Below are 25,428 nucleotides of genomic sequence, written 5' to 3' on the forward strand. Positions count from 1 at the left end.
GCGTCAGGCCGAGCGGACCAGGGCGGGCGGGGCGAGCAGTGGGCCGCACGTCCTCTTGTCGTCGGCGGTGGGGCCGTGCGAGGTCAGCACCACCGGTGTGCCCAGCTCCGCGCGTACCGCCTCGACCCAGTCCGTTGGCGGTTCGTCGTACACCGGGCGGGAGCGCAGCAGGCGGGCGGTGAGCGCGGCCTGCCGGTCCAGCTCACCGGGCGGGCCGGGGGTGAGCTGGTCGGTGGTGTCGTAGCGGCGGCAGATCCGCAGCCCGGGGCCGGCGAGGTCGAGGTGGGTCAGCGCCAGGCCGTCGACGCCGCCGGCCGCGGCGAGGGCGTAGCGGTGGGCGACCGCGTCGAAGTGGCCGAACCGGAACCGGCCCTGCCACGGGTTCGTCGGGTTGTGCGGGTCGGTGAACGGCAGGGCCGGATCCTCGGTCACCAGCGGGCCGGGGCCGTGCCGGGTGGTGACCAACCGGAGCACCCCGATCCGGGTCACGTCGCCGGAGCAGCCCGCCTCGGCGAGCAGGCTGTCGACGTTGGCGAACGTGGTGGTGCTCCAGGTGGTGTACGGGTGAAAGCCGTGCCACTCGTCGAGCAGCACCCCCTGTGCGCCCTCGAAGACGCAGGTCCCGGTGCGCAGCGCCCCGGCCAGCCAACTGCCGTCGACGATGGCGACCCGCCCGGCGAACCCGGTGAACGCGGGCAGGCAGTCCTCGATCGGTGGCGCGTCCAGCGGGCCCAACTCGGCGGTCAGCCGGTCCCGCAGGGTGGTCAGCCTTCGGCGCAGCAAGGCCGGGTGATGGCAGTCGGCGACCCGGGGCGCGTCGTCGGGGTGGGCGAGACCGTACGCGACGGCCTCACCCACCCCCAGCCCGCAGGAGCCGTGCCGGTCGGCTCCCCGGGCGATCTCGCGGGCCCGGTTGGCGGCCCGGTGGTACGGGGTGGCGAGCAGCGCTGCCCCGTCGACTGTCAGTCGGTCGAGGGCGTCGGGCACCCCGACCGTGGCGAGATGGTCGGCCTCGGCGGCCAGCGCCAACGGGTCCACCACCACGTGCCGGGACAGGTGCGTACGCACACCGGGGTGGAACGTGCCCGCCCCGAACTGCGCGAACGTGTGGTGCCGCCCGTCGCGCAGGACGACGTTGTGCGCCGCCTGCGCGCCCCCGTTGAACCGGACCACGGTGTGCACGGGACGGGTGGCGCAGATCCAGTCCACCACCGTGCCCTTGCCGGCGTCGCCGTAGCCGAGGTCGACCACCGCCACGTGCCTCACAGCCGGGTCACCCCGCTGGCGGTGTCACGGAACGCCGGCAGCGTCGACACCTCGGCCCGCCGCCCCCGGCCGAGGCGGGCCAGCGCCTTCGACACGGTCGCGGTGGCAGTGGAGCCGGAGCGGTCCAGGTGGCGCAGGCCCGCGTCCAGGTCGATGGCCTGTTCGCCGAGGCCGATGGTGAGTGCGATGGTCTCGCAGACCGCGTCGAGGTCGTCGAGCACGACGGCGTTCTGCCCGAGCAGGTCCCGCCAGAAGTCGAGCACCTTGGCGTTGCCGGCGTAGTGGCTGCCGGCGGGGAGCAGGTAGTAGGTGTCCCAGCGGCGGGTCACCTCGTCGACGACCTGCCGCAGTGACACGTCCTCGGCCAGGTCGTCGCCGATCAGGCGGGCCACCTCCTGGGCCTTCACCTGCGGGTACGCCAGCTCGTCGCCGATGATGAAGAGGTAGCCGCGCCGGCCGCGCTTCTCCCAGTTGTCGGTGACGGTGTGCCGGGCCATGAAGTACATGGCCAACTCGTACGACTCGCTCATCTGCCCGCCGCCACCGCCCTCCAGCACGATCCGGCCGAGGTCGTCGTCCATCCGGTTGTCCGACTCGAACTGGCCGACCTGCAACGGCACCCGGTCGCAGGTGGCGTCGCCGATCGCGCCGAACATGATCTGCGGGTCACTGGCGTAGCCCTGCCGTTGCAGCAGCCCGAGCAGCTTCGGCAGCTTGGTCTGCAGGACCCGCGGGACCCTGCGCATCGAGCCGGTCACGTCGAAGAGCACCGCGACGGGCGTCGACCGGGGGTGCTCGTCGGAGTCGCGGCTCTCGCGGGTCGTGTCGCGGGGGTCGAGCGCGGGGTGCACGGTGCGTGCCCCGCTGTCGCTGTAGGAGAAGGCGCTCTTGCCGGTGGACCGGCGGTAGCGGTCGGCGGCGTCGTACACGTGGGTGGACCAGATTCCACTGCCCATGACAGCTCCTAGGGGGTGAGGGTGAAGGGGCGGAAGGTGCGTGGCCCGTAGAGCCGGTCCAGCACCTGGTCGAGTTCGCGCAGCAGGCGCCAGGCGTCGTCGGGCCGGGCGTTCAGGGACCGTTGCCGGCAGCCCTGCGCGAAGGTGTGCAGCTCGCGGGGCGCGCGCGGCCCCATCAGCCAGCTCATGCAGTGGCTGGCCATCGCGATGTCGGTGCCCGGGCCGCAGGGCTGTTTCGTGAGAACTTCCTCCGGGTCCCAGCCGTGGCCGGGCACGACCGCCGGGATCGTGCCCCCGACGGCCGCCGAGAAGCACCAGTCGACCAGCACCACGCCGTGGGCTTCCGGCTCGATCAGCACGTGTCGCGGCAGGACCGCGCCGTGCACCACGCCCGCCCGGTGGGCCAGGCCGAGCACCACCAGCAGCCGCCGCCACATCCAGGCCACGTCCCGGGCGTCCAGCCCGTCCGGGTACGCGCGCCGCACCTCGTCCAGGTTGTGCAGGCCGGGTGCGGTGGCGAGCACGTTGATCCGCCGTTCCGCGCCGGTCGAGGTGTCGCGGTGTGGGAATTCGTCGACGAGTCGGGGCACGTACGGCAGGTAGCGCGGGTCGCCGCGCTCGGCGATGGTGCGCAGGGCGTGCGCCTCGCGGGCCATCAGGTCGTTGTCGGTGGGCCGTCGGGGGAGCTTGAGCAGCCGGTCCTCGCCGACGTCGTAGAGGTCGGCCAGGTCGCCGGAGTGAGCCAGGGCGCCGAGTCGGTAGTCGCCGAGGACGGTGACCCGCTGGGCCCGCCACCGGGTGGTGACGTGGATGAAGGCTTTGGTGGCTTCGGCGCGTACCGCCGGGTCGGTCGGCAGGCGGTCGGGGTGCAGGGCCGTGACCAGCTCGCGGTAGCGACGGGCCGACTGGTCGGCGCCGAACAGGTCGGTGTCGGTGCGGGCGGCCGCGACCAGGCGGATGGCCTCGGCGGTCCTCACCGCACCGTCTCCTCGCGGGCGGGGCGTAGCAGCGCCGGGTGCAGCAGCCGGGCGTCGCCGGCCCGGTAGAGCCGGGCGCGGGGGCCACCTCGGGCTCCTCCACGTTCGGTGTTGGCGCCCGTGCTCTCCACGAAGCCCGGCACGGAGAGCACCTTGCGGTGGAAGTTGCCGGCGTGCAGCGGGTGCCCCCAGACGGTCTCGTAGACGGCGCGCAGCTCGCTGATGGTGAACTCGGCGGCGAGGAAGCGGGTGGCGAGCGGGGTGTACTCCAGCTTGGAGCGGGCGCGTTCCAGCGCGTCGTCGATGATCCGGCCGTGGTCGAAGGCGAGCTGTCGGCTGGCCAATGCGGTCACCGGCAGCCAGATCGCCTCGTCGGCGTCGCTGCCGGCGGCCGGATCGGGCAGGTCGGGGGCGAACGCGAGGTGGGCGATCGAGACGACCCGCATCCGCGGGTCACGGTCGGGAGCGCCATAACTGCCCAACTGCTCCAGGTGTACGCGGCGCAGCGCTTCGCCGCCGAGCCCGGTCTCCTCGGCCAGCTCCCGGCGGGCGCCGGTGGTCAGGTCCTCGTCTGGGCGGACGAAGCCCCCGGGCAGTGCCCAGTGCCCGGCGAAGGGTGCCTCGCCGCGTCGGATCAGCAGCAGGTGCAGCGCGTCGTCGCGGATGGTCAGCGCCACCACGTCGACGGTCACGGCGACCGACGGGTAGGCCCCGGGGTCGTACGCGGCCAGGAACTCCTGCTCGTTCATCATGTCTCTCTCATTCTGAGAACATCTCCGTGTGAGAACAACCTAGCGCATGAAGGTGCCGCTGCCAAGGGAACGCTCCTCAGCGCAGCTGACGGTTCGGTGCGCTCAGCGCAGATGACCTGCCAGGTGCGGTCGGCCACGCGAGTCGTGCAGGGCGAACCCGCCGTCCGACAGGCGTGCGAAGCTCACCGTGCTCGGCAGCGACACGGGCAGCTTGAAGGCGACCTCGACGGTGTACGCGTCGGGCAGTCGGGCCTCCAGCGCGGCCAGACAGCGCGCCTTGCTCCACATGCCGTGCGCGATCGGCCGGCGGAAGCCGAACAGCCGCGCCCCGAGCCGGGAGGTGTGGATCGGGTTGTGGTCGCCGGAGACCCGCGCGTACTCCGTACCGACGCGTGGCTCCACCCGCCAGCGGGCGGTGGCCGTCGGCGCCGCGCGAGGTTCGCCTCGGTCGCGCCCGCCGGGTTTGCCCTCCCGACCGAGGTACGTCGACACACCGCGCCACACCTCCTCCCCGTCGACCGAGCCGACCAGCACCACGTCCACCTGCCGCCCCCGGTCGTGTGGGCGCAGGTGCTCCGCGTACGTGGTGAAGTCGAGGGCCTCGTCGGCGGTGATCGGGCGGTGCACGGTGATCCGGTTGCCGACGTGCACCAGGCCGATCAGCGGGATGGGGAAGTCCGCCGCGGTCATCAGACGCAGGGCCAACGGGAAGCCCATGACGTGCGGAAACGTCGCGGGCAGCCGATCAGTGAGGCGGAACCCACAGACCCGGTCGTAGTCGGCCAGCCGCGCGCGGTCGACGGTCACCCCGCCCACTGTCAACTCGACGGCCGGCAGCTCGGGCCCGCGCCGACCGCCGCCGAGGCCCGGTAGCGCGCCGAGCAACGCCCGTCGGTGCAGCGCCCCGGTCGCCGGCATCCGCGCCACCTCGACCCGGGTACGGCTGCCCGATCCCGACTGCCCGCCCATCACGCCCCCAGCAGGCTCTGCCCGCACACCCGGACCACGTTTCCGCTGACCGCACCGCTGGCCGGCCAGGCCAGCCAACCGATCGTCTCGGCCACGTCCACCGGCAACCCGCCCTGGGCCAGGCTGTTCATCCGCCGGCCCGCCTCGCGGACCACCAGCGGGATGCGTGCGGTCAGCCGGGTCTCGATGAAGCCGGGGGCCACCGCGTTGACGCTGATCCCCCGTTCCCGCAGCGCGGGAGCGAGCGAGTCGACCAACCCGATCACGCCGGCCTTGCTGGTGGCGTAGTTGGTCTGCCCCCGGTTGCCGGCGATCCCGGCGATCGAGGAGACCGAGATGATCCGCCCGCCGGTCGGGATCAGCTCCCGTTGCAGCAGCACGTCGTTGATCCGCTCCTGACTGGAGAGGTTGACGTCGATGACCTGGTCCCACCGGTCGGCGTCCATCCGGCCGAGCGTCTTGTCCCGGGTGATGCCGGCGTTGTGCACCACCACGTCGACCCGGCCGTGCCGGCTGGCCAGGTGCTCGGCGAGTCGGGTCGGCGCGTCCGGCGCGGTCAGGTCGAGTTGGACGGCGGTGCCGCCGATGTCGTTCGCCACCGCGGCGAGCGCGTCGCCGGCCGCGGGGATGTCCAGGGCCACCACCTTCGCGCCGTCGCGGGCCAGCACCTTGGCCAGCGCCGCGCCGATGCCGCGCGCGGCGCCGGTGACCAGGACGACCTGGCCGTCCAGCGGTCGGTCCCAGTCGGCCGGGGCGTTCGCCGCGCCGCCGCCGACCCGGATGACCTGCCCTGACACGTACGCGGACCGGCCGGACAGCAGAAAGCGGATGGTCGATTCGAGGCTCGTGACGGTGCCAGCGGAGTGGGCCGGGTTGTCCGCCGCCGCACTGCTCACGTAGACGAGTTGCGCGGTGACGCCCCGGCCGAACTCCTTTCCGATGCTGCGGACCAGCCCTTCGAGGGCACGCTGGGCGGTCGCCTCGCGAGGTGTCGCGCACTCCTGCGGCGGGGTGCCCAGCACGATCACCCGGCCGCTGGGCAGCACGGCCCGGGCCTGCGGGTGGAAGAAGTCGTAGAGCTGGCGCAGCTCGGTCGAGTCGGTGACCCCGGTCGCGTCGAAGAGCAGTGCGCCGTACCGCTGCGGGGTGTCGCCGTGCGAACGGGCCGGCGGCGCGTGCTGCGCCGGAACGCCCCCGGCCCGTTCGGCGGCGGCCGGGTCGGCCAGCTCGACCCCGGCGGCGGTCAGGATCTTGGCGATCGGCTCGGCGAGTCGGCCGCCGGTGGCCGCGCCGAGCAGGGCCGGCCCGGGCAGCAGCGGGTCGCCGGGGTGGTGCCGACGCAGTCGGGGCGGGTCGGGCAGCCCGAGGCGCTTGACCAGCGCGCGGCCGGCGGCCGATTGGACGAAGCTCGCGTACCTGTCGGTCATGGGCGTAGCCTACTGGCGAGTAGGGTTCGAGCAACACATGTCGAGGAGGCGGATCGTGCAGAGCATCCGGCGGGTCGCGGTCATCGGGGGCAACCGCATCCCCTTCGCCCGTTCCAACTCCCGCTACGCGGACGCGTCAAACGCGGACCTGCTCGGCGCGGCGCTCGACGGCCTGGTCGCCCGCTACGGGCTGGCCGGGCAGCGGATCGGCGAGGTGGTGACCGGGGCGGTGCTCAAGCACTCCCGCGACTTCAACCTCACCCGCGAGGTGGTCCTCGGCTCCCGGCTCGACCCACACACCCCGGCGTACGACATCCAGCAGGCCTGCGGCACCGGCCTGGAGGCGGCGATCCTGGTCGCCAACAAGATTGCCCTCGGGCAGCTCGACGTGGGCATCGCCGGCGGTGTCGACACCACCTCCGACGCCCCGCTCGCCGTCAACGAGGAGATGCGCCGCACGCTGCTCAAGCTCAACTCGGCCCGCACGCTGGGCGAACGGCTCAAGATCGCGGCGAAGCTGCGCCCACTCCAGCCGTTCAAGCCGGAAATCCCGCGTAACGCCGAGCCGCGTACCGGCCTGTCCATGGGCGACCACGCCGCCCGTACCGCAGTGCGCTGGCAGATCGACCGACGATCCCAGGACGAGCTGGCGCTGCGCTCCCACCAGCGGCTCGCCGCCGCGTACGACAGGGGTTTCTTCGACGACCTGATGACGCCGTACCTGGGGCTCACCCGCGATGCGAACCTCCGCCCGGACACGAGCGTGGAGAAGCTCGGCTCGCTCAAGCCGGTCTTCGGCACCCGTGGCCCGGATGCCGAGCACGCCACCATGACCGCCGGCAACTCGTCGCCGCTCACCGACGGCGCGTCCACCGTGCTGCTGGCCAGCGAGGAGTGGGCGGCGGCGCTCCACCTGCCCGTGCTGGCCTGGTTCAGCTGGTCGGAGACGGCGGCGGTGGACTTCGTGCACGGCGACGAAGGGCTGCTGATGGCACCCGCGTACGCCGTGCCCCGGATGCTGGCCCGTGCCGGGCTGACGTTGCAGGACTTCGACTACTACGAGATCCACGAGGCGTTCGCCTCGCAGGTGCTGGCCACCCTCGCCGCCTGGGAGTCGCCGGAGTTCTGCAAGGACCGGCTCGGCCTGGACACGCCACTGGGCGCGATCGACACCGACCGCCTCAACGTCAACGGCTCGTCGCTGGCCGCCGGGCACCCGTTCGCCGCCACCGGCGGGCGGATCGTGGCGACCCTGGCCAAGCTGCTCGCCGAGAAGGGCAGCGGACGCGGGCTCATCTCCATCTGCGCCGCCGGTGGCCAGGGCGTGACCGCCATCCTGGAGCGCTGATGGCGAGGGCACTGCAGACGCTTGTGCTGTCCCGGGAGGCAATCGTCGAGCCGGCGTTCTCCAGCATCGAGGAGTGGCTGGGGCACAACACCGACGACTACTACCGGGTTCTACTCGCCACCGGTCGAGGGGCGTGGAGTCCCGACAACGATGCGGCGCTCTGGGTCTCGTTCAATCTGCGTGCCCAACACATTCAGGCCCAAACTGTGGCGCGACGTGTCGAGGAAGCTTCGGCGATCTGGCAGCAATTGGATCGCCTCACCTTGGAGCACCGGCTGCCGGACCGGGTCACGAACCTGCTGTACGAGGCGATTCTCGGTTACCGTCTCCGTCGTGGCACCTACGTGAAGATGGCCGGGGTAGAGGAACGGACGGCCACTCGCGACCTGGCTCAACTCTGCGACAAGGGTCTGTTGCGAGGCGTGGGTGAGCGTCGAGGTCGCTACTACCTGGCCGGTCAGATCCTGGTGGACGTGCGAACCCGCTGCCGCGAGAGCAGGCGGCCGGTGGCCGATCCCTATCCCTGGTTGCCGGCTCGGCTGTTGGCGGCAGTGGGATCGGTCGTCGAGACTCGATTCGCCGGTCCTGGCTGAACCAAGGTCCACCCGACGGCATGACCAGCGGACGGGCGGATCTGTTTCCATCAGTCGCGCTGAACGCGCGATCGTCCCTTACCGGGGTGACCGCCAGTAGGCGTTAACGGACCGTTCAGGAGTTGGTCCGCTGGTGGAGGGTTTGACACGCAACGGTGATCGTTGCCGCGCTCTCGGCGCGGGAACTGATCACTCCTGCGTGCGGAACGGGGCGTGTCACCTTGGAGTCAGCCCTCAGCCGGACGACCACCCTCTCGGTGGTCATCCCGATGTTCAATGAGACCGCTGTCATTCCGGCGCTGGTCGCCCGGCTGCGACCGGTGCTCGACGCGCTCGCCGTCGACTACGAGGTGGTCGCCGTCGACGACGGCAGCCGGGACGACACCGTGTCGGTGCTCTTCGACCACGGCCGGGACTGGCCGCAACTGCGGGTGCTCCGGCTGCGGCGCAACAGCGGTCACCAGGCGGCGTTGACCGCAGGCCTGCACCGGGCCGTCGGCCAGTGGGTGGTCAGCCTCGACGCCGATCTCCAGGATCCGCCGGAGACCATCGCCGAGATGCTCCGGGTGGCCCGCGAAGACGGAGTGGATGTCGTCTACGGCGTCCGCGCCGACCGCAGCACCGACACGGTCTTCAAGCGCAACACGGCCCGCGGCTATTACTGGGCGATGCGCCGGCTCGTCGGCGTCGACCTGCCCGCGCAGGCCGGCGACTTCCGGTTGCTCAGCCGGGACGTGATCGAGGTGCTGCGCGGGTTGCCCGAACGGGCCCCGGTCTACCGGTTACTGGTGCCGTCGCTCGGCTTCCCCAGCGCCGAGGTGCGCTACGACCGCGAGGCCCGCGCGGCCGGCGAGACGAAGTATCCGCTGCGCCGGATGGTGGCCCTGGCCTGGGAGAGCACGGCGAACTTCTCCGCCGCGCCCCTGCGCCTGGCCACCTGGCTGGGGATGTCGAGCTTCCTGCTCTGCCTCGCGCTGATCGTGTTCGGCGTGGTCGTCCACGTCTCCGGCACCACCATCCCCGGCTGGACGTCGATGTTCGTCGCGGTGCTGCTGCTCAGTGGGGTGCAGCTGGTCTGCCTCGGCCTGCTGGGCGAGTACGTCGGCCGGATCTACGCCACAGTGCAGAACCGGCCCGCGTTCCACATCGGGTTCGACTCCCTCGACGGACTGCCGGGCGTCGACACGACAGCGCGGGACCGGGCCGAGGGCGGATCGCGTACGCCGGACTTCGGATCGGTGGTCGGCCTCCGTGGCTGACATCCTGTTGGCCGAGCGGGTCGACACCCCGGCCCCGGCGTCGCGTCGGAACGCTCTCGTGCCGGTTCTCAGCACGCTCCCGTGGGTGCTCGTGATCGCGGCGCTGCTCGTGGTCTGGTCCCGTGGCAGCGTGCCCGCCCCGGAGATTGCGCGGTTCGCCGCGTACTGGGTCCTCGCGCTGGTGCTCCCCGGGACCCTGGTGCACCGCGCGCTGCGCGGCAGCCGGGGCAACCTCCCGGAGGACCTCGGCCACGGCGCGGCCACCGGCCTGCTGCTGGAGATCATCGCCTGGGCGTTGGCCGCGGCGACCGGTCAGCAGTCGCTGCTGCGGTGGTGGCCGCTGCCCGTCCTCGTCGCGTTCGCCGCCGTACCCGGGCTGCGCCGGCACTGGCGGGTCGGCGAGCGCCGTCCGCTGCCGCTGGCCTGGCACTGGGGGATGGGTACGGCGCTGTTGGTGGTGCTGGCCTGGGGATACACCCAGTGGCGGATGGTCCCGCTGCCGCCGGTGTACGGCGGGTACTACCAGGATGTGCTCTACCACCTGGGTCTGGTGCAGGAGCTGACCCGGGCGATGCCGTTCGAGTTGCCGCACGTCGCCGGGGAGGCGCTGCGCTACCACTACCTGTCCGACGCGCACATCGCCAGCGGCAGCATGATCACTGGAGTTTCGCCGGCGGTGGTGCTGTTGCGGCTCTGGCTGGTGCCCGTGATCGGTACGGCGGTGCTGCTCGCGGCCGGGCTCGCCCGTGACCTGAGCGGGGCTGTCTGGGCCGGCCCGGTGGCCGCCCTCGCCGCCTTCACCGGGGCCACTGTCACGCTCGGCTCGCCGGTCGGCGTGTCCGGCGAGATGCCGCTGTCGTACGCCAGCCCCTCCCAGACGTACGCGCTGGTGCCGTTGCTGCTGCTCGCCGGGCTCATCGTCGACGTGGCCCGGGGGCGTGTCCTCGGCGCGGCCTGGCCGCTGGTCCCGGTGCTCGGGCTGGTCTGTGCCGGGGCGAAGTCCAGCGCGTTGCCGCCGCTGATCGCCGGCCTGGGTCTCACCGCCGTCGTGTTCTGGTGGCGCAAGCGGCAGGTCCCGCGTCCCGCAGTGGTGGCGCTGGCCTGCCTGGTGGCGGCGATGGCGCTCGGTTTCCGGCTGTTCGCCGGTGGCGGGGCGGGCACGCTGCGCGTGCAGGCGTTGGCGTTGCTGCACTTCATCGCCCCGTACGCCGAGACCCTCGGAACCGGTGACGGCATCTGGCCGAGTGCGCCGCTGCCGCCGGGCATCAACGACGGTGGTGTTCTCGGCTGGCTGCTGGCGTTCGCCGTGGTCGCCTGGTGGGTGCTGGGTCAGGCGCCCCGGTGGGTGGGCATGAGCCTGCTCGTCGACAGTGGGCACCGGGCCGATCCGGCGGTCTGGCTGCTCGCCGGCACGGTCCTGGCCGGTGCAGGCGCCACCTGGGTGTTCCAGCACCCGTCGATCAGTCAGATCTATTTCTGGATGGGCGTCATACCGGTCGGTGTCGTGCTGACGACCTGGTCCCTCGCCGAGGCCCGAGCGCCCTGGCCGGTGCTGGTGGTGCCCGCCGTGGCCGGCGCGCTGGCGGGGCTCGCCACGGCCGGCACGGTGGTGGGCTTCGCCGTGCCGAGGATCGGCCGTCCCGGCACCCCCACCACCTCGACCGTCGAGGGGTGGCTGCGGGTCCTGGGTCTGTCGGCGGCCCGGTACGTGCTGTTCGTGGCGGTGGCCGCCGCGCTCGCCGTCGCGGTGGCCGCCCTGTGGCGGCGCCGCGTCCCGTCGTCGGTCCCGGTCCCGGTGCCGGCGGCTTCGGTGGGGGGCCTGGCAGGTCGTCGGCGGGTGGCGACGATCGCGCTGGCCGGGGTCACTGCGGCGATGCTCGGTGCCAGCGCCGCCGTCGTCGTGGGCGGGACCGTCCGTTCGGTGCTGACCGAGCCGGTTGCAACGACCGGGCCGCAGCCGTACGCGCTGACCGTCGACGAGATGCGCGCGGCGCTGTGGCTCGACGACAACGCCGCCGACGACGACGTGGTCGCCACCAACGTGCACTGCCGGCCGGTGCGGACCACCCCGCACTGCGACGCCCGCGCGTTCTGGGTGACCGGCCTGGGCGGGCACCGCACGGTGGTGGAGAGTTGGGGCTACACCGACGCGGTCGTGGCCGCGCACGGCGTCGAGAACCTCGGGTACGCCCGACAGAGCTTCCCCGATCAGGCCCTGCTCGCGCTCAACGACGGGGTGTTCAGCACGCCGACCCGGGCCGACCTGGACCGGCTCCGCACGGAGCACGGGGTCCGGTGGCTCTTCGCCGACAGCAGGGCGGGCGCGGTGTCGGCGGAGCTGGCCGGGTTGGCGCAGGTGCGGCTGGTCGCCGGCCCGGTCACCGTCTACGAGCTGAACCGCCCCTGACGACCTGAGCAACCCTGGCCCGGTCCCGGCGTCGACCAGCGGGTGCGGGACAATGAGGTACGTGACGACGATCCCCAACGTGCTGGCCAACCGGTACGCCTCGCCCGAACTGGCAGCCCTCTGGTCCCCGGAGGAGAAGGTCCGGATGGAGCGGCGGCTCTGGCTCGCCGTGCTCCGTGCTCAGCGCGACCTGGGCGTGCCGGTGCCGGACGGCGTGGTCGAGGCGTACGAACGGGTGCTCGACCAGGTCGACCTCGCCTCGATCGCCGAGCGGGAGCGGGTCACCCGGCACGACGTGAAGGCCCGGATCGAGGAGTTCAGCGCGCTCGCCGGGCACGAGCACGTGCACAAGGGGATGACCTCCCGGGACCTCACCGAGAACGTCGAGCAGCTCCAGGTGCGCGCCTCGCTGGAGCTGATCCGGGACCGGGTGGTGGCCACCCTGGCCCGGTTGGCCTGGCTGGCCCACGAGCACTCCGAGCTGGTCATGACCGGCCGTTCGCACAACGTGGCGGCGCAGGCCACCACGCTGGGCAAGCGCTTCGCGTCGGCGGCGGAGGAGCTGCTGATTGCGTACGAGCGGCTGGAGGAGTTGATCGCCCGGTACCCGCTGCGGGGGATCAAGGGACCGGTCGGCACGGCTGCCGACCAGCTCGACCTCTTCGACGGCGACGCCGACAAGGTGGCCGAGTTGGAGAGGCGGGTCGCCGAGCACCTGGGCTTCTCCCGCGTGCTGGACAGCGTCGGGCAGGTCTACCCGCGTTCGCTCGACTTCGACGTGCTGGCCGCGCTGGCCCAGACCGCCGCCGCGCCGTCGTCGCTGGCCACCACGATCCGGTTGATGGTCGGCCAGGAGTTGGCGACCGAGGGCTTCAAGCCGGGCCAGGTCGGTTCCAGCGCGATGCCGCACAAGATGAACACCCGTTCGTCGGAGCGGGTGAACGGCTTCGCCGTGATCATCCGGGGTTACCTGTCGATGGTCGGCGAGTTGGCCGGTGACCAGTGGAACGAGGGGGACGTGTCCTGCTCGGTGGTCCGCCGGGTGGCACTGCCGGACGCTTTCTTCGCCGCCGACGGGCTGTTCCAGACGTTCCTCACCGTGCTCGACGAGTTCGGCGCGTACCCGGCGGTGATCAACCGGGAGCTTGAGCGCTTCCTGCCGTTCCTGGCCACCACGAAGATCCTGGTCGCGGCGGTCCGCCGGGGCGTCGGCCGGGAGGTCGCCCACGAGGTGATCAAGGAGCACGCGGTCGCGGTGGCGTTGGCGATGCGGGAGAAGGGCTCACTGGAGAACGACCTCTTCGACCGGTTGGCGGCGGACGGCCGGCTCGGCCTGTCCCGCGCCGACATCGACACCCTGGTCGCCGACCGCAGCGCCTTCGTCGGCGCGGCGCAGGCGCAGGTGGCAGCGGTGACCCGCCGCATCACCGACGTGGTGACGGCCCACCCGGAGGCGGCCACCTACAGCCCGCCCCCCATCCTCTAACCTCCAAACCCCATCCCACCCCCACCCACCCCACCCCGTCGCGTTGATCATGAAGTTATTGCTGCGACACGCCGATGCGTAGGGCAATAACTTCATGATCAACGGGGTGGGGTGGGTGGGTGGGTGGGGTCGGTAGGTGGGTGGTTGGGTTATTCGCCGGTTGGGGTTTCGGCTGCGGTTCTCAGGTTGGGGGCGCTGGCCGGTTCGGCGATGCCGCCGGGAGATCCGGTGAAGCCCGCGACCTCTGCGGTCTCCGCGGCGACCACCGGCTGGTCGGCCGGCATGACCTCGGGCATCGTGGGTACGGCGACCACTGCCGTCCCGTACGCGCAGATCTCCATCCACATCTCGCCGCAGTCCCGGCTGTCGAACCGCATGCCGATCACCGCGTTCGCGCCGAGCCGCAGGGCCTCCTCGCCGAGGCGGGCCACCGAGTCGGTACGCCACCGGGTCAGGTTGTCCGGGGCCATCGGGTCGTACGCGCCACCGCGCAGGTTCTTGACACCCTCGCGGTACGGGTTGCGCGTCCTGGCCATCGATGACACCACCTCACCGAGAATCTGGCGGATCTCGTAGCCGGGCAGTTGCTCTGTCGTCACGACCAGCACGTTTCCGATGCTGTCAGGAGTGGCGCGACCCGATCGTGCGCATTGTTCACCTGATCGGATGCTGCAAAACAGCGCGGCGCGGACGGCCGGCACGTGGCCGACCATCCGCGCCGCGCCGGGCGCTAACCGTCAGACACCGGCCACCGAGGTGATCCAGGCCCGGTTGTACGCAACGCTGCCGTAGTTCTGGATGCTCGACCCGTCGGCGGTGGAGGCGACGCCGACCTGCTGGCCGTTGTAGAACTGCGGGCCGCCGGAGTCACCGCGCCAGGCGTTGCCGTTGATCCGGGTGCTGCGGATCGCCTGGCCGCCGTACGCGTCAGTGACGCTGTTGCTGGTCACCCGGACGGTGGCGGTCTTCAGCTGGGTGGACGCGGAGCAGCCGCTGTAGCAGGTCATGCCCCAGCCGTAGATCGAGTTCGTCGAGTTGATCGGCGGGTTGCTGCTGGCCAGGCTCACCGTGGAGGTGCTGACGGTGCTGGAGAGCCGCATGAGCGCGAGGTCGTAGCGGGTGTAGGTGGCGCTCACCGTGCGGGTGACCCCGCCGGAGGTGCGGTTCACGCTTCCAATGCGCACCGACATGGTGCCGCTGATGCAGTGCCGGGCGGTGAGCACCCACTGCGCGGCGATGACGCTGCCGGAGCAGGTGAACGAACCGTTGCTGAGCACCGCCGCGGCCCAGGGGGCGGACGAGACGGTGCCGCCGCCGATGATGGGTTGTGGGCCGGCCGGGGCGGCGGACGCGGCGGATGTGACGCCGAGGGCGCCGACCAGTGCGGTGCTGAGGACGGCGAGCAGGGGGCGGATGCGCATCGGGTGGACTCCTTGGACGGGGCGGGCCCGGGGTCGCCGGGTGCGGATGGGGCGGCAGCGGGATTCCCGCGAACGCCTGAATCGACCTACGTCGATGTACAGTAGGGCCAGCCGCGACCGTTATCAAGAATTCGATCGAGGTTGACCAATGTAACGACTTGGCCACCCGCTGCGCCATATTTGTCCTGCTGAGGCCACCTGTCGCGCCTGACGGGCCATCCTGGGCACCGGCAGTGTCGATCACTGCCTGAACTGCACCCGGCCGGTGCGCCAGCGGCGATAACTGCCAGGTACGCTGGCTGCGCTCGCCCATTGTGGGTCGGCACCCAACTGCGTACACAGTCAGGAGTGCCCAGTGCCTCGCGTCGTCGTCGACGTCATGCTCAAGCCCGAGATCCTCGATCCGCAGGGCCAGGCCGTCGCAAACGCGCTGCCCCGGCTCGGCGTCAGTGACGTCGCCTCGGTTCGGATCGGCAGGCGGATCGAGATCGAGTTCACCGGTGAACCGGACCTGGACCGCGCTCGGGAAATTGCCGACAAACTGCTCGCCAACCCGGTCATCGAGGACTTCACCGTCCGCCTGGTCGAGGCCGACGAGACCGCGGATTCCCGCTCGTGACCGCCCGGGTCGGTGTGGTCACCTTCCCCGGCTCGCTCGACGACGGGGACGCGGCCCGGGCCGTCCGGATCGCCGGCGCTGAGCCGGTCCGGCTCTGGCACGGCGACCCGTCGCTGCACGGGGTCGACGCGGTCGTCCTGCCCGGCGGGTTCTCCTACGGTGACTACCTGCGGTGCGGTGCCATCGCCCGGTTCGCCCCCGTGATGGAGACGATCGTGGACGCCGCCCAGGGTGGTCTGCCGGTGCTCGGCATCTGCAACGGCTTCCAGATCCTCTGCGAAGCGCACCTGCTGCCCGGCGCGCTCACCCGCAACCAGCACCTGCACTTCCGCAACCGCGACCAGATCCTGCGCATCGAGTCGGCCGGCACCGCGTGGACCAACACGTTCCAGCCCGGCCAGGAGGTGCTGATTCCGGTCAAGAACGGCGAGGGCTGCTACGTCGCGGACACCGCGACGCTGGACCAGCTCGAAGCCGAGGGCCGGGTGGTCGCCCGCTACATCGGGGGTAACCCGAACGGGTCCCAGCGCGACATCGCCGCGATCACCAACGCCGCCGGCAACGTGGTCGGCATCATGCCGCACCCCGAGCACGCGGTGGAGGCGCTCACCGGCCCTTCGCTGGACGGTCTCGGCTTCTTCACGTCGGTCCTCAAGCACCTGGTCGGGGTGCCGGCGTGAGCGCGAAGAGCGAGCCGGGTCTGCGAGCGCCGCAGTCGCGAACAAAGGTGGGGGCGGTGACCGGCGGCACGATCATCGGTCAGCTCAACCGCCGCTCTGGCGGGCACGAGCGCAGCGAGGAGAGGTCATGACCACCCATCCGGACCCGGTACGGGACACTCCGGAGGCGTACTCCGCCCCGGCGCAGCCGGCCGAGCCGAGCCCGGCGCAGCCGGTCGCGCCCGCTCCCGCCCAGCCGGCCACCGCCGACTGGGCCGAGGGTGTGGACACCGTGCCGCGCGCCGGTGGCACCCCGGAGGAGCTTCAGCCGTTCACCGAGCTGGGCCTGCGCGACGACGAGTACGACCGGATCCGGCAGATCCTCGGCCGCCGGCCCACGCAGTCCGAGCTGGCCATGTATTCGATCATGTGGAGCGAGCACTGCTCCTACAAGTCGAGCAAGGTGCACCTGCGCCAGTTCGGCGAGAAGGCCCCGCACAGCGACCGGCTGCTCGCTGGCATCGGTGAGAACGCCGGTGTCGTGCAGGTCTCCGACGAACTGGCGGTGACCTTCAAGGTCGAGTCGCACAACCACCCGAGCTTCGTCGAGCCGTACCAGGGCGCGGCGACCGGCGTCGGCGGCATCGTCCGGGACATCCTCGCCATGGGTGCCCGCCCGGTCGCGGTGATGGACCCGCTGCGCTTCGGTGCCGCGGACCACCCGGACACCGCCCGGGTGCTCACCGGCGTGGTCGCTGGCGTGGGCGGCTACGGCAACTGCCTGGGCCTGCCCAACATCGGTGGTGAGCTGGTCTTCGACCCGTCCTACCAGGGCAACCCGCTGCTCAACGCGCTCTGCCTGGGCGTGCTGCCGGTCAGCCGGCTGCAGAACAAGGCAGCCGCCGGGCCGGGCAACGTTGTCGTCCTGATGGGCGCCAAGACCGGCCGCGACGGCATCGGCGGCGTGTCGGTGCTGGCCAGCGCCACCTTCGACGAGGGCAGCGAGGCCCGTCGCCCCGCCGTGCAGGTCGGTGACCCGTTCACCGAGAAGCTGCTGATCGAGGCGTGCCTCGAGCTGTACGACGGCCAACTGGTCGTCGGCATCCAGGACCTCGGCGGCGCCGGTCTGACCTGCGCGCTCACCGAGACCGCCGCCGCTGCCGGCACCGGCATGCGGGTCTGGCTGGAGCGGGTGCCGCTGCGTGAGCCCTCGATGGACCCGCACGAGATCCTGGCCAGCGAGTCGCAGGAGCGGATGCTGCTGGTCGTCGAGCCGGACAAGCTCGACGCGGTGCTCAAGACCTGCGAGAAGTGGGGCGTCCTCGCCACCGCGATCGGCGAGGTCACCGCACCGGAGCCGGACGGCAGCCCCGGTCGCCTGCTGATCACCTGGCAGGACCACCTCGTCGTCGACGTGCCGCCGGGTTCGCTGGTCGACGACGGCCCGGTCTACGCCCGGCCGATGCGCGAGCCGGCCGACCTGATCCTGCTCCAGGCCGACCGGGCCGAGACGCTGCCCCGCCCGGCCGACCCGGAGGCGCTGCGGGAGACCGTGCTGCGCATGATCGCGTCGCCGAACCTGGCCGACAAGTCCTGGGTCACCGAGCAGTACGACCGCTACGTACTGGGCAACACCGTGCTCGCCCAGCCGGAGGACGGCGGCGTCATCCGGATCGACGAGCGGACCGGCCTCGGCGTGGCGCTGTCGGTGGACGGCAACGGCCGGTACGCCAGGCTCGACCCGTACAACGGCACCAAGCTGGCCCTGGCCGAGGCGTACCGGAACGTCGCGGTGACCGGCTCGAAGCCGATCGCCGTGACCAACTGCCTCAACTTCGGCTCGCCGGAGGACCCAGGCGTGATGTGGCAGTTCGCCGAGGCCGTGCGCGGCCTGGCGGACGGCTGCCTGGAGCTGGGCATCCCGGTGACCGGCGGCAACGTCAGCTTCTACAACCAGACCGGTGCCGCGGCCATCCACCCGACCCCGGTGGTCGGCGTGCTGGGTGTGCTGGACGATGTCGCCAACCGGGTGCCGATGGGCTTCGTGCCGCGCGCCGGTGGCGACCACGACCAGCTTTACCTGCTCGGCGAGACGAACGTGGAGCTGTCCGGCTCGGAGTGGGCCTGGGTGACGCACGAGCACCTCGGTGGTATTCCGCCGCAGGTCGACCTTCTCCGCGAGAAGGCGCTGGCCGAGCTGCTGGCCGAGGCGGCCCGCGTCGGTCACCTCAGCTCAGCCCACGACCTCTCCGACGGAGGCCTCGCCCAGAGCCTGGTCGAGTCGTGCCTGCGTCGCGGGGTCGGTGCCCGGGTCGCGGTGCCGGAGCAGTTCGCCGAGGGTTCGATGCCGTTCGTCTACCTGTTCAGCGAGTCCGCCACGCGGGCGCTGGTCTCGGTGCCGCGCGGCCACGACAAGGCGTTCGCGGCGCTCTGCGCCGAGCGGGGCGTGCCGTTCGAGCTGATCGGCGTCACCGACCCGTCCGGTGGGGCGCTCGAGGTGCACGGCCAGTTCCGCATCGGTCTGGACGAGCTGCGTGCCGCGCACACCGAGACGTTGCCGCGCCTCTTCGGGGGTTCGGCGGCCGTCGAGGTGCCCGCGCCGGCCGCCGGTGTGGCGGGTGCGGTCGAGGCCGTTCCGCTGCCGGTCGCGCAGGCTGAGTCGGTCGACGCGGCGGCGGTGGTCTCCGAGCCGATCGCATCCTCGGGTCCGTCTCCGGAGACCGGCGCGGTCGAGCCGATCGGGTCGGAGCAGCCCGACGGGGCGTCCGAGTCTGACCGCGGTGTCACCGAGTCGTCGTCCGACGAGCGCTGAGGCGTTGGCGGCCGCTGTCTACGGCCAACCCGGATCCGGTGCCCGGTTCGACTGGGGGCTGACCGGGGCGGCCGAGCTCGGTCGGGTCTGCGCGGCGCTGGTGGTGGTGGACGTCCTGTCGTTCACCACCGCCGTGGAGGTGGCTGTCGCTCGGGGCATGCGGGTGCACCCGTTCCCCTGGGGTGAGCAGGCCGCCGAGTACGCCGTCCGGGTCGGCGCGACCGCTGCCGTCGGGCGGCGGCAGACGACCCCGGAACATCCGTGGTCGCTCTCGCCCGCCGCGCTGAGCAGCGCACCCGTGGTGGCGGACCTCGTGCTGCCCTCCCCGAACGGCTCCGCCATCAGCGCCGCCGCCAGCGCCACCGGCCTGCCGGTGGTCGCGGCGTGCCTGCGCAACGCACGCGCCGTCGGGCGTTGGCTGCGCCGCCAGGGGTACGGCACGGTGAGCGCGCCGATCGGCGTGATCGCCTCCGGGGAGCGATGGCCGGACGGGTCGCTGCGCCCGTCGGTGGAGGACCAACTCGGTGCCGCTTCGGTGCTGGACGCCCTCTCCGGCGTGCCGGGTGGGCTCTCGGTGGAGGCGGCCATGGCGCTCGCCGCGCTCGCGAGCACCCCGGATGTGCCCGCCGCTGTGCGTGGCAGCGTCTCCGGGCGGGAGTTGACCGAGACCGGTTTCGCCGCGGACGTGGAGGTGGCCGTCCGGGTCGACGTGTCGGACGTCGTGCCGGTGCTCCACCAGGGCGTCTTCTCCGCCGCCTGAGCGCCGCCCCCTCCCCGCGATCTTGCACTTCCTGTCCCGACGTAGGGGGCATTCCGTGCGTATAGGCGACCGAAACTGCAAGATCGGCGCGGGTCGGGTAGCGAAAAGGCCACCCGGAGATCCGGGTGGCCTTTCCCTGCGCTGTGGTGGGGTCAGTCGTCCAGCCAGTCGAGGCGGCGACCGCCGCGCTCGGTCGGCGGCGGGGTCTCCGGTCGGTTCCGCCCTGCGGGTTGGCCGTAGCCGCCCTGGTCGTAGCCCCGGTCGTCGTAGCCGCCGCCGCGCTGCGCTGGAGTCTCCTGGCCGTAGCTGCCGCCCTGGTCGTACCCACCTGCGGGCTGGCCGTAGCCGCCCTGGTCGTAGCCCCGGTCGTCGTAGCCGCCGCCGCGCTGCGCCGGAGGCTCCTGGCCGTAGCTGCCGCCCTGGTCGTACCCACCGGCCGGTTGGCCGTAGCCGCCCTGGTCGTACCCGCCCGCCTCGGGAGCGCCGTACCCTGCGGTCGGCTCTGCGGCGCGACCGCCGTACGGGGCGGGATCAGGCTGGCCGTACCCCTGCCCCTGCTCCGGCTGGTAGACGCCGGTGGCGTACGGGTCGGCCGGGGCCGGGTACTGGGTGCTGTCGCCGGTGTACCGGCCGGTCGGCTCGTCGAACCGCTCGCCGTAGGCCGCTCCGCCAGCGGGAGCCGGCGGGTAGGCGGCGGTGCCGCCCGGGGCGTCGTAGTCACGGCTGCCGTAGCCGCCGCCGGAGGCCGGGGCATTGCCGTAGCCGCCAGCAGAGGCTGGCGCGCCGCCGTAGCCGGCACCGGGCGCGGCACCGTAACCGTCACCGGCCGCACCGGCGCCGTAGCCGACCTCCGGGCCGGCCGGAGCGCCGTAGCCGCCACCCGAAGCGGGGGCGTTGCCGTAACCGCCAGCGCCGTATCCACCGGACGCCGGCTCGTCGCCGTAGCCGCCGCCCCAGCCCTGCTGACCCGCGCCGCCGTACGCCTGCGCAGGTGCGCCGTACGGATCCGGCGGAACGTCGTCGACAACCGGGCGGTGCATCATCGTCGGCGCCTCGCTCAGCGCCGCGCCGCCGACCATGGTCGGGTCTGCTCCACCGCCGGGACGACCCCCGACCACCCGGGTGTGGTCGTCGGCGTCGCGGAACCCGCCCCGCGAGGGCGGCACCACACCGCCGCCACCGGCAGCCGCCGGAGCGTCGTCGTCGCCGTTCTCCTTGCGCTTCATCCAGAGCAGCACGATCGTGCCGACACCGGCGGCGACCAGAAGACCACCGAGCAGGATGATGAGGTAGGAGCCCATGCCGCCGCTGTCCTCGTTGTTCGCGGCGTTCGCAGGGGGAGCCTGGGTCGCTTCCTCGGTGGGCTCCTCCTCGGTGCCCTCCTCGACCGGCTCATCGCTCGGAGTGGCGTCGGGGGTGGCGGACGGGGTGGCGCTGGGCGTCGTCTCGGCCTTGATCGCGAGGCTGATCCGTTGCCCGGTGACGGCCTGTCCGGCGGCGGCGTTGATGGTCTTGGTGGCCACCACGTTGTCGAAGCTGGCGCCGAGATCGATCCGGCCGGGTGCGATCGGCTTTTCGGTGGTGCCGGTGAACCGGAACTCGCCGCTGCCGTTGCTGGTGGTGTCGAGCTGCCGGCCGGTGCTGTCGCGCAGCATGACCACCGCGTTCGCGACCGCCTTGCTGTCCGCCTGCGAGATCACCTTGCCGGAGATCGACCGCACCGTCTGGACCTGCGGCGGCGCCGCCTTGGCGACCAACGTGACAGTGGTCGACGCCTCTTCGCTCTGCTTCACGACCCCGGTGGAGTCCGTCGCCTTGACGGTGATCGTGGCGCTGCCGTTGGCGACGTCATCCGCGGCCTTGAAGGTGGCGTCGAAAGTGCCACTCGATGTCACCCGGCCGCGAGAACACCCGTCAACGCAGGTCAGCTTCGAGTTGCTCGAGCTGAAACTGATGTCAGCCGGCCCCGCGTCGCCGTCGAAGGCAAGTCGGTAGCTGATCTTCGTGGTCTTGCCGGCCTCGACGCTGCTCGGCGAGGCCGAAACATCTGTAACGTTGGGAGCGGCCATTGCTGGTGTGGCGGGGACGGCGAGCAGAGCGCCGGCAACCAGCGCTACGACCACACCGGCCCGCTGCTTCCAGGCACGTCGGTGTGTTGACACGTCCACCGCCTTCCGGGCTGACTTCCCTCTGACCGGCGGGGCGCCGGGCCGGGGATCATCACGGTACGAATACGCCGTCGGCAACTATGCCTTGTCCGACTGCATGAGCGCGACCCAGGGCCAGCGTCGGGTCTCTGGCCAGCGGGTCGTATCGTCCCGTCGTGTCCTCTCCGCACAGTAAGTCCGCTGCCGTTACGGCCGCTTTGTCGGCGCTCGACGAGGGGCGTACACCCGAACGGCCGGTGTTCCGAGAGGCGGTCCGGTCGTTGTTGGCCGTCCTCGCGGAGCGCGCCCCCGGCCGATCGGTGGAGGTGCGCGTTCCACCATACGGGGCGATCCAGTGCGTACCGGGGCCTCGACACACCAGAGGAAACCCACCAAACGTGGTCGAGATGGCCCCGGACACCTGGTTGGAGTTGGCGACCGGCAGGGTTGGCTGGGCGGAGGCGGTCACCGACGGTCGCGTTCAGATGAGTGGCAACCGCGCGGACCTCTCGGCGTATCTGCCCCTCTAGTCGCCCCGGTGTCCCACTCAGGGTAACGCTCGGCACGGAAATCGTGACTCCCTGTATTGACGGCGATTCGCGTACACTGTCAGGCGACGACCAGTGGTCCCGGCAGAGGAGTGTGGATCCGCTCGTGATCCCCGCCCGGCCCGGTCCAGACCCAGCATGAGGGAGCGGTAGGTGCCCCGAGGCGACGGCCGGCTGAGCCACGACCTTGACCCCCAACGACCTGGCCCACAGGATGCCTGTGGCGTCTTTGGCGTCTGGGCCCCCGGCGAAGAGGTTGCCAATCTGACCTACTTCGGCCTCTACGCCCTGCAGCACCGTGGCCAGGAGGCGGCGGGCATCGCGGTGAGCGATGGTTCCGGCGTGGTGGTCTACAAGGACCTTGGCCTGGTGGCGCAGGTCTTCGACGAGCCCACCCTGGCGAGCCTGCGTGGCCACCTGGCGATCGGGCACGCGCGATACTCCACCACCGGCGCGTCGAACTGGGAAAATGCCCAGCCGACGATCCGGTCGACCACCTCCGGGACGACCATCGCGCTGGCCCACAACGGCAACCTGGTCAACACGGCCGAGTTGGAGAAGGAGGTCGCCGAGCGCGGCCTCATCGCGGATGGTTCGACCAACGACACCTCCCTGGTGACGATGCTGCTCGCCAGCCGACCCGACCTGTCGGTCGAGGCGGCCGCGCTGGAGGTGCTGCCGCAGCTGCGCGGCGCGTTCAGCTTCGTCTTCATGGACGAGTCGACCCTCTACGCGGCCCGCGATCAGCACGGCGTCCGCCCGTTGGTGCTCGGCCGCCTGGAGCGCGGCTGGGTGGTCGCCAGCGAGACGGCCGCGCTGGACATCGTCGGTGCCAGCGTGGTGCGTGAGATCGAGCCGGGCGAGCTGATCGCGATCGACGAGAACGGGCTGCGCTCCACCCGGTTCGCCGCGCCGGAGCCGAAGGGCTGCCTCTTCGAGTACGTCTACATCGCTCGCCCGGATGCCACGATCGCCGGGCGCAACATCCATGCGGCGCGGGTGCAGATCGGTCGGCAACTGGCCAAGGAGCACCCGGTCGAGGCCGACCTGGTGATTCCGGTGCCCGAGTCGGGCACCCCGGCCGCGATCGGCTACGCGGAGGCGTCCGGCATCACCTACGGCGCCGGCCTGATGAAGAACCCTTACGTGGGACGCACCTTCATCCAGCCGTCGCAGACCCTGCGGCAGTTGGGCGTCAGGCTGAAGCTCAACCCGCTGCGGGAGAACGTCCGCGGCAAGCGGCTCGTTGTCGTCGACGACTCGATCGTGCGCGGCAACACCCAGCGCGCCATCGTGCGGATGCTGCGTGAGGCGGGGGCGCTGGAGGTGCACGTCCGGATCTCCTCCCCGCCGGTGAGCTGGCCGTGCTTCTACGGCATCGACTTCGCCACCCGGGCGGAGCTGTTGGCCAACGGGTTGGACAACGACGGCATCCGGCGCTCCATCGGCGCCGACACGCTGGGCTTCGTTTCCCTTCCTGGTTTGATCGCCGCGACCGAGCAGCCGAAGACCCGGCTGTGTCGGGCGTGTTTCGATGGGGAGTACCCGATCGAGCTGCCGGCCGGCAACCTGATCGGAAAGCACGTGCTCGAAGGGGTGGGCCGACGCGTCGCCAACTCGGTGCCGGAAGCCCTGCCCACCAACGGCTCGTCCGTCGCCACTCCGGGTGGCGTTACCGCAAACCGCCCGTAGCACCAACCGGCGCGGCCCGGCTACCGCCGGCGGCACCGAGAACCAAAGGGGAGAACCGTGACGCACGTGTCCGAGCGCAGCGGCGCAGGAAGCAGCCCGACCGGCGCCGGCGGCGACCGTCAGCCGTGGACGGGCGGCGCTGGCCGCCAAGCGCGCAAACGCTCGGTCTCGTACGCCGACGCCGGGGTTTCCATCGACGCGGGCGACCGCGCGGTGGAGCTGCTCAAGTCGAAGGTGCGGCAGACCCGTCGCCCGGAGGTCCTCGGTGACCTCGGTGGCTTCGCAGGCCTGTTCCGGCTGGACACGAAGAAGTACAAGAGCCCGATCCTGGCGTCCTCCACCGACGGGGTGGGCACCAAGCTGGTGATCGCCCAGCAGATGGACATTCACGACACGGTCGGCATCGACCTGGTCGCGATGGTCGTCGACGACCTGGTGGCCTGCGGTGCCGAGCCGCTGTTCCTGCTCGACTACATCGCCACCGGCGAGGTCGTTCCGGACAAGGTCGCCGAGATCGGCGCGGGCATCGCCGACGGCTGCCGCTACGCCGGCTGCGCGTTGCTGGGCGGGGAGACCGCCGAGCACCCCGGCGTCCTGCGCCCGGACGAGTACGACATCTCCGCGACCGGTGTGGGCGTGGTCGAGGAAGCCGACATCCTCAGCCCCGAGCGGGTCGAGGTGGGCGACGTGGTGATCGCCATGCGCTCCTCGGGCCTGCACTCCAACGGGTACTCGCTGGTCCGGCACGTGCTGCTCGGTGCGGCCCGGATGCGGCTGGACATCGTGATCGACGACTTCGGTCGGCAGCGGACCCTCGGTGAGGAGCTGCTCACCCCGACCAAGATCTACGCCAAGGACTGCCTCAAGCTGATCGCCGAGGCCGAGGTGCGGGCGCTGTCCCACATCACCGGTGGCGGCATCCCCGGCAACCTGGTCCGGGTGCTGCCCGAGCACGTCGACGCGGTGGTCAACCGGTCCACCTGGAAGCCGCAGCCGATCTTCGACCTGATCCAGACGAAGGGTCGGATCGACGACCAGGACATGGAGTCGACCTTCAACATGGGCGTCGGCATGTTCGCGATCGTCTCGGCCGAGGACGCCGACCGCGCGCTGGCCACCCTGACCGGCCGTGGGGTCGAGGCGTGGCAGGCCGGCGAGATCATCGAGGGCACCGGCAACGTGCAGATGGTTGGTCAGCACACCCGAGGATGATCACCCTCCGGTGATCGTACGGGCACCTGATCAGGGCTTCACCCGAGTGGCCAATGCCGCCTAGCCTGAAGGGCACCCTCAGGCTAGGCGGAGGAGGGCGATGGCTGCTCGGGGACAG

General features: G+C 71.7%; 22 protein-coding genes. 13 read left to right on the forward strand and 9 right to left on the reverse strand.

What is annotated here, in order from left to right:
- Positions 1-3: 3 nt before the first annotated feature.
- From V6U86_RS09025 to V6U86_RS09050, 6 genes are all read right to left on the reverse strand, one after another.
- Positions 4-1,266, reverse strand: coding sequence for an adenylosuccinate synthetase (locus tag V6U86_RS09025; RefSeq protein WP_334500663.1), 1,263 nt, complete (start codon positions 1,264-1,266; stop codon positions 4-6).
- Entirely contained in the window at positions 1,263-2,222 is a 960-nt protein-coding gene (locus tag V6U86_RS09030; RefSeq protein WP_334500666.1) for a hypothetical protein, read from the reverse strand. The genes V6U86_RS09025 and V6U86_RS09030 overlap by 4 nt, the downstream gene beginning before the upstream one ends.
- A gap of 8 nt (positions 2,223-2,230) precedes the next feature.
- Complete coding sequence (locus V6U86_RS09035) at positions 2,231-3,199, reverse strand: serine/threonine protein kinase (RefSeq protein ID WP_334500668.1); 969 nt, start codon at positions 3,197-3,199, stop codon at positions 2,231-2,233.
- A complete protein-coding gene (locus V6U86_RS09040) occupies positions 3,196-3,951 on the reverse strand; it encodes an NUDIX hydrolase (RefSeq protein WP_334500670.1) in 756 nt (251 codons plus the stop codon). Before V6U86_RS09040 ends, V6U86_RS09035 begins: the two co-directional genes overlap by 4 nt.
- Positions 3,952-4,053: 102 nt before the next feature.
- The gene (locus V6U86_RS09045; protein ID WP_442934902.1) at positions 4,054-4,920 is read right to left on the reverse strand and encodes a MaoC/PaaZ C-terminal domain-containing protein; all 867 of its coding nucleotides are present in this window, start codon (positions 4,918-4,920) and stop codon (positions 4,054-4,056) included.
- Complete coding sequence (locus V6U86_RS09050) at positions 4,920-6,347, reverse strand: 3-oxoacyl-ACP reductase (RefSeq protein ID WP_334500675.1); 1,428 nt, start codon at positions 6,345-6,347, stop codon at positions 4,920-4,922. Before V6U86_RS09050 ends, V6U86_RS09045 begins: the two co-directional genes overlap by 1 nt.
- Positions 6,348-6,402: 55 nt before the next feature.
- On the opposite strand from V6U86_RS09050, the gene V6U86_RS09055 reads away from it, so the two are divergent.
- The 5 genes from V6U86_RS09055 to purB all read left to right on the forward strand — a co-directional run bounded on the left by V6U86_RS09055 (position 6,403) and on the right by purB (position 13,440).
- On the forward strand, positions 6,403-7,695 hold the full coding sequence (locus tag V6U86_RS09055; protein WP_334500678.1) for an acetyl-CoA C-acetyltransferase: 1,293 nt from the start codon (positions 6,403-6,405) through the stop codon (positions 7,693-7,695).
- Positions 7,695-8,288, forward strand: a complete 594-nt coding sequence (locus V6U86_RS09060) for a Fic family protein (protein ID WP_334500680.1) — start codon at positions 7,695-7,697, stop codon at positions 8,286-8,288. The genes V6U86_RS09055 and V6U86_RS09060 overlap by 1 nt, the downstream gene beginning before the upstream one ends.
- A 257-nt stretch (positions 8,289-8,545) precedes the next feature.
- Complete coding sequence (locus tag V6U86_RS09065) at positions 8,546-9,547, forward strand: glycosyltransferase family 2 protein (RefSeq protein WP_334500840.1); 1,002 nt, start codon at positions 8,546-8,548, stop codon at positions 9,545-9,547.
- Positions 9,540-11,954 (forward strand): hypothetical protein, encoded by a 2,415-nt coding sequence (locus V6U86_RS09070; RefSeq protein ID WP_334500682.1) that lies wholly within the window; start codon positions 9,540-9,542, stop codon positions 11,952-11,954. Before V6U86_RS09065 ends, V6U86_RS09070 begins: the two co-directional genes overlap by 8 nt.
- A 61-nt stretch (positions 11,955-12,015) precedes the next feature.
- Positions 12,016-13,440: an adenylosuccinate lyase gene (gene purB, locus V6U86_RS09075; protein ID WP_334500684.1), complete on the forward strand. Its 1,425-nt coding sequence runs from the start codon at positions 12,016-12,018 to the stop codon at positions 13,438-13,440.
- A 149-nt stretch (positions 13,441-13,589) separates the two neighbouring features.
- Here purB and V6U86_RS09080 read toward each other — a convergent pair whose 3' ends face one another.
- Both V6U86_RS09080 and V6U86_RS09085 read right to left on the reverse strand, forming a co-directional pair.
- Positions 13,590-14,153: a YbjQ family protein gene (locus V6U86_RS09080; RefSeq protein ID WP_334500686.1), complete on the reverse strand. Its 564-nt coding sequence runs from the start codon at positions 14,151-14,153 to the stop codon at positions 13,590-13,592.
- A gap of 24 nt (positions 14,154-14,177) precedes the next feature.
- Positions 14,178-14,861, reverse strand: a complete 684-nt coding sequence (locus V6U86_RS09085; RefSeq protein WP_334500688.1) for a S1 family peptidase — start codon at positions 14,859-14,861, stop codon at positions 14,178-14,180.
- 355 nt (positions 14,862-15,216) lie between these two features.
- On the opposite strand from V6U86_RS09085, the gene purS reads away from it, so the two are divergent.
- The 5 genes from purS to V6U86_RS09110 are packed head-to-tail and all read left to right on the forward strand — an operon-like array spanning position 15,217 to position 19,711.
- Positions 15,217-15,480 carry a phosphoribosylformylglycinamidine synthase subunit PurS gene (gene purS, locus V6U86_RS09090; RefSeq protein ID WP_334500690.1) on the forward strand — a complete coding sequence of 88 codons (264 nt, stop codon included), beginning with the start codon at positions 15,217-15,219 and terminating at the stop codon, positions 15,478-15,480.
- Positions 15,477-16,160, forward strand: coding sequence for a phosphoribosylformylglycinamidine synthase subunit PurQ (gene purQ / locus V6U86_RS09095; protein WP_334500692.1), 684 nt, complete (start codon positions 15,477-15,479; stop codon positions 16,158-16,160). The genes purS and purQ overlap by 4 nt, the downstream gene beginning before the upstream one ends.
- The gene (locus V6U86_RS09100) at positions 16,157-16,291 is read left to right on the forward strand and encodes a hypothetical protein (protein ID WP_334500694.1); all 135 of its coding nucleotides are present in this window, start codon (positions 16,157-16,159) and stop codon (positions 16,289-16,291) included. Before purQ ends, V6U86_RS09100 begins: the two co-directional genes overlap by 4 nt.
- Positions 16,288-18,951: a phosphoribosylformylglycinamidine synthase subunit PurL gene (gene purL / locus V6U86_RS09105; RefSeq protein ID WP_334500697.1), complete on the forward strand. Its 2,664-nt coding sequence runs from the start codon at positions 16,288-16,290 to the stop codon at positions 18,949-18,951. The genes V6U86_RS09100 and purL overlap by 4 nt, the downstream gene beginning before the upstream one ends.
- 4 nt (positions 18,952-18,955) lie before the next feature.
- Positions 18,956-19,711 carry a 2-phosphosulfolactate phosphatase gene (locus tag V6U86_RS09110; RefSeq protein ID WP_334500842.1) on the forward strand — a complete coding sequence of 252 codons (756 nt, stop codon included), beginning with the start codon at positions 18,956-18,958 and terminating at the stop codon, positions 19,709-19,711.
- Positions 19,712-19,863: 152 nt separating this feature from the next.
- Here the strand turns inward: V6U86_RS09110 and V6U86_RS09115 are convergent, their stop codons facing one another.
- Positions 19,864-21,873: a hypothetical protein gene (locus V6U86_RS09115; protein WP_334500699.1), complete on the reverse strand. Its 2,010-nt coding sequence runs from the start codon at positions 21,871-21,873 to the stop codon at positions 19,864-19,866.
- A 161-nt stretch (positions 21,874-22,034) separates the two neighbouring features.
- On the opposite strand from V6U86_RS09115, the gene V6U86_RS09120 reads away from it, so the two are divergent.
- The 3 genes from V6U86_RS09120 (at position 22,035) to purM (ending at position 25,310) form a co-directional block, all read left to right on the forward strand.
- On the forward strand, positions 22,035-22,388 hold the full coding sequence (locus tag V6U86_RS09120; protein WP_334500701.1) for a sterol carrier family protein: 354 nt from the start codon (positions 22,035-22,037) through the stop codon (positions 22,386-22,388).
- Between the two features lie 171 nt (positions 22,389-22,559).
- Entirely contained in the window at positions 22,560-24,098 is a 1,539-nt protein-coding gene (purF, locus tag V6U86_RS09125; protein ID WP_334500702.1) for an amidophosphoribosyltransferase, read from the forward strand.
- Positions 24,099-24,155: 57 nt separating this feature from the next.
- A complete protein-coding gene (gene purM / locus V6U86_RS09130; RefSeq protein ID WP_124777677.1) occupies positions 24,156-25,310 on the forward strand; it encodes a phosphoribosylformylglycinamidine cyclo-ligase in 1,155 nt (384 codons plus the stop codon).
- The last annotated feature ends 118 nt before the right edge of the window (positions 25,311-25,428 follow it).

It is taken from the genome of Micromonospora sp. CPCC 205558 (assembly GCF_036902955.1).
GTDB lineage: Bacteria > Actinomycetota > Actinomycetes > Mycobacteriales > Micromonosporaceae > Micromonospora.

Bases quoted from the DNA above. Each gene is read 5' to 3' on its own strand.
- V6U86_RS09045 (WP_442934902.1), bottom strand. From the start codon at position 4,920: ATGGGCGGGCAGTCGGGATCGGGCAGCCGTACCCGGGTCGAGGTGGCG.
- V6U86_RS09060 (WP_334500680.1), top strand. From the start codon at position 7,695: ATGGCGAGGGCACTGCAGACGCTTGTGCTGTCCCGGGAGGCAATCGTC.
- V6U86_RS09080 (WP_334500686.1), bottom strand. From the start codon at position 14,153: ATGGTCGGCCACGTGCCGGCCGTCCGCGCCGCGCTGTTTTGCAGCATC.
- purL (WP_334500697.1), top strand. From the start codon at position 16,288: ATGACCACCCATCCGGACCCGGTACGGGACACTCCGGAGGCGTACTCC.
- V6U86_RS09050 (WP_334500675.1), bottom strand. From the start codon at position 6,347: ATGACCGACAGGTACGCGAGCTTCGTCCAATCGGCCGCCGGCCGCGCG.
- V6U86_RS09085 (WP_334500688.1), bottom strand. From the start codon at position 14,861: ATGCGCATCCGCCCCCTGCTCGCCGTCCTCAGCACCGCACTGGTCGGC.
- V6U86_RS09040 (WP_334500670.1), bottom strand. From the start codon at position 3,951: ATGATGAACGAGCAGGAGTTCCTGGCCGCGTACGACCCCGGGGCCTAC.
- V6U86_RS09030 (WP_334500666.1), bottom strand. From the start codon at position 2,222: ATGGGCAGTGGAATCTGGTCCACCCACGTGTACGACGCCGCCGACCGC.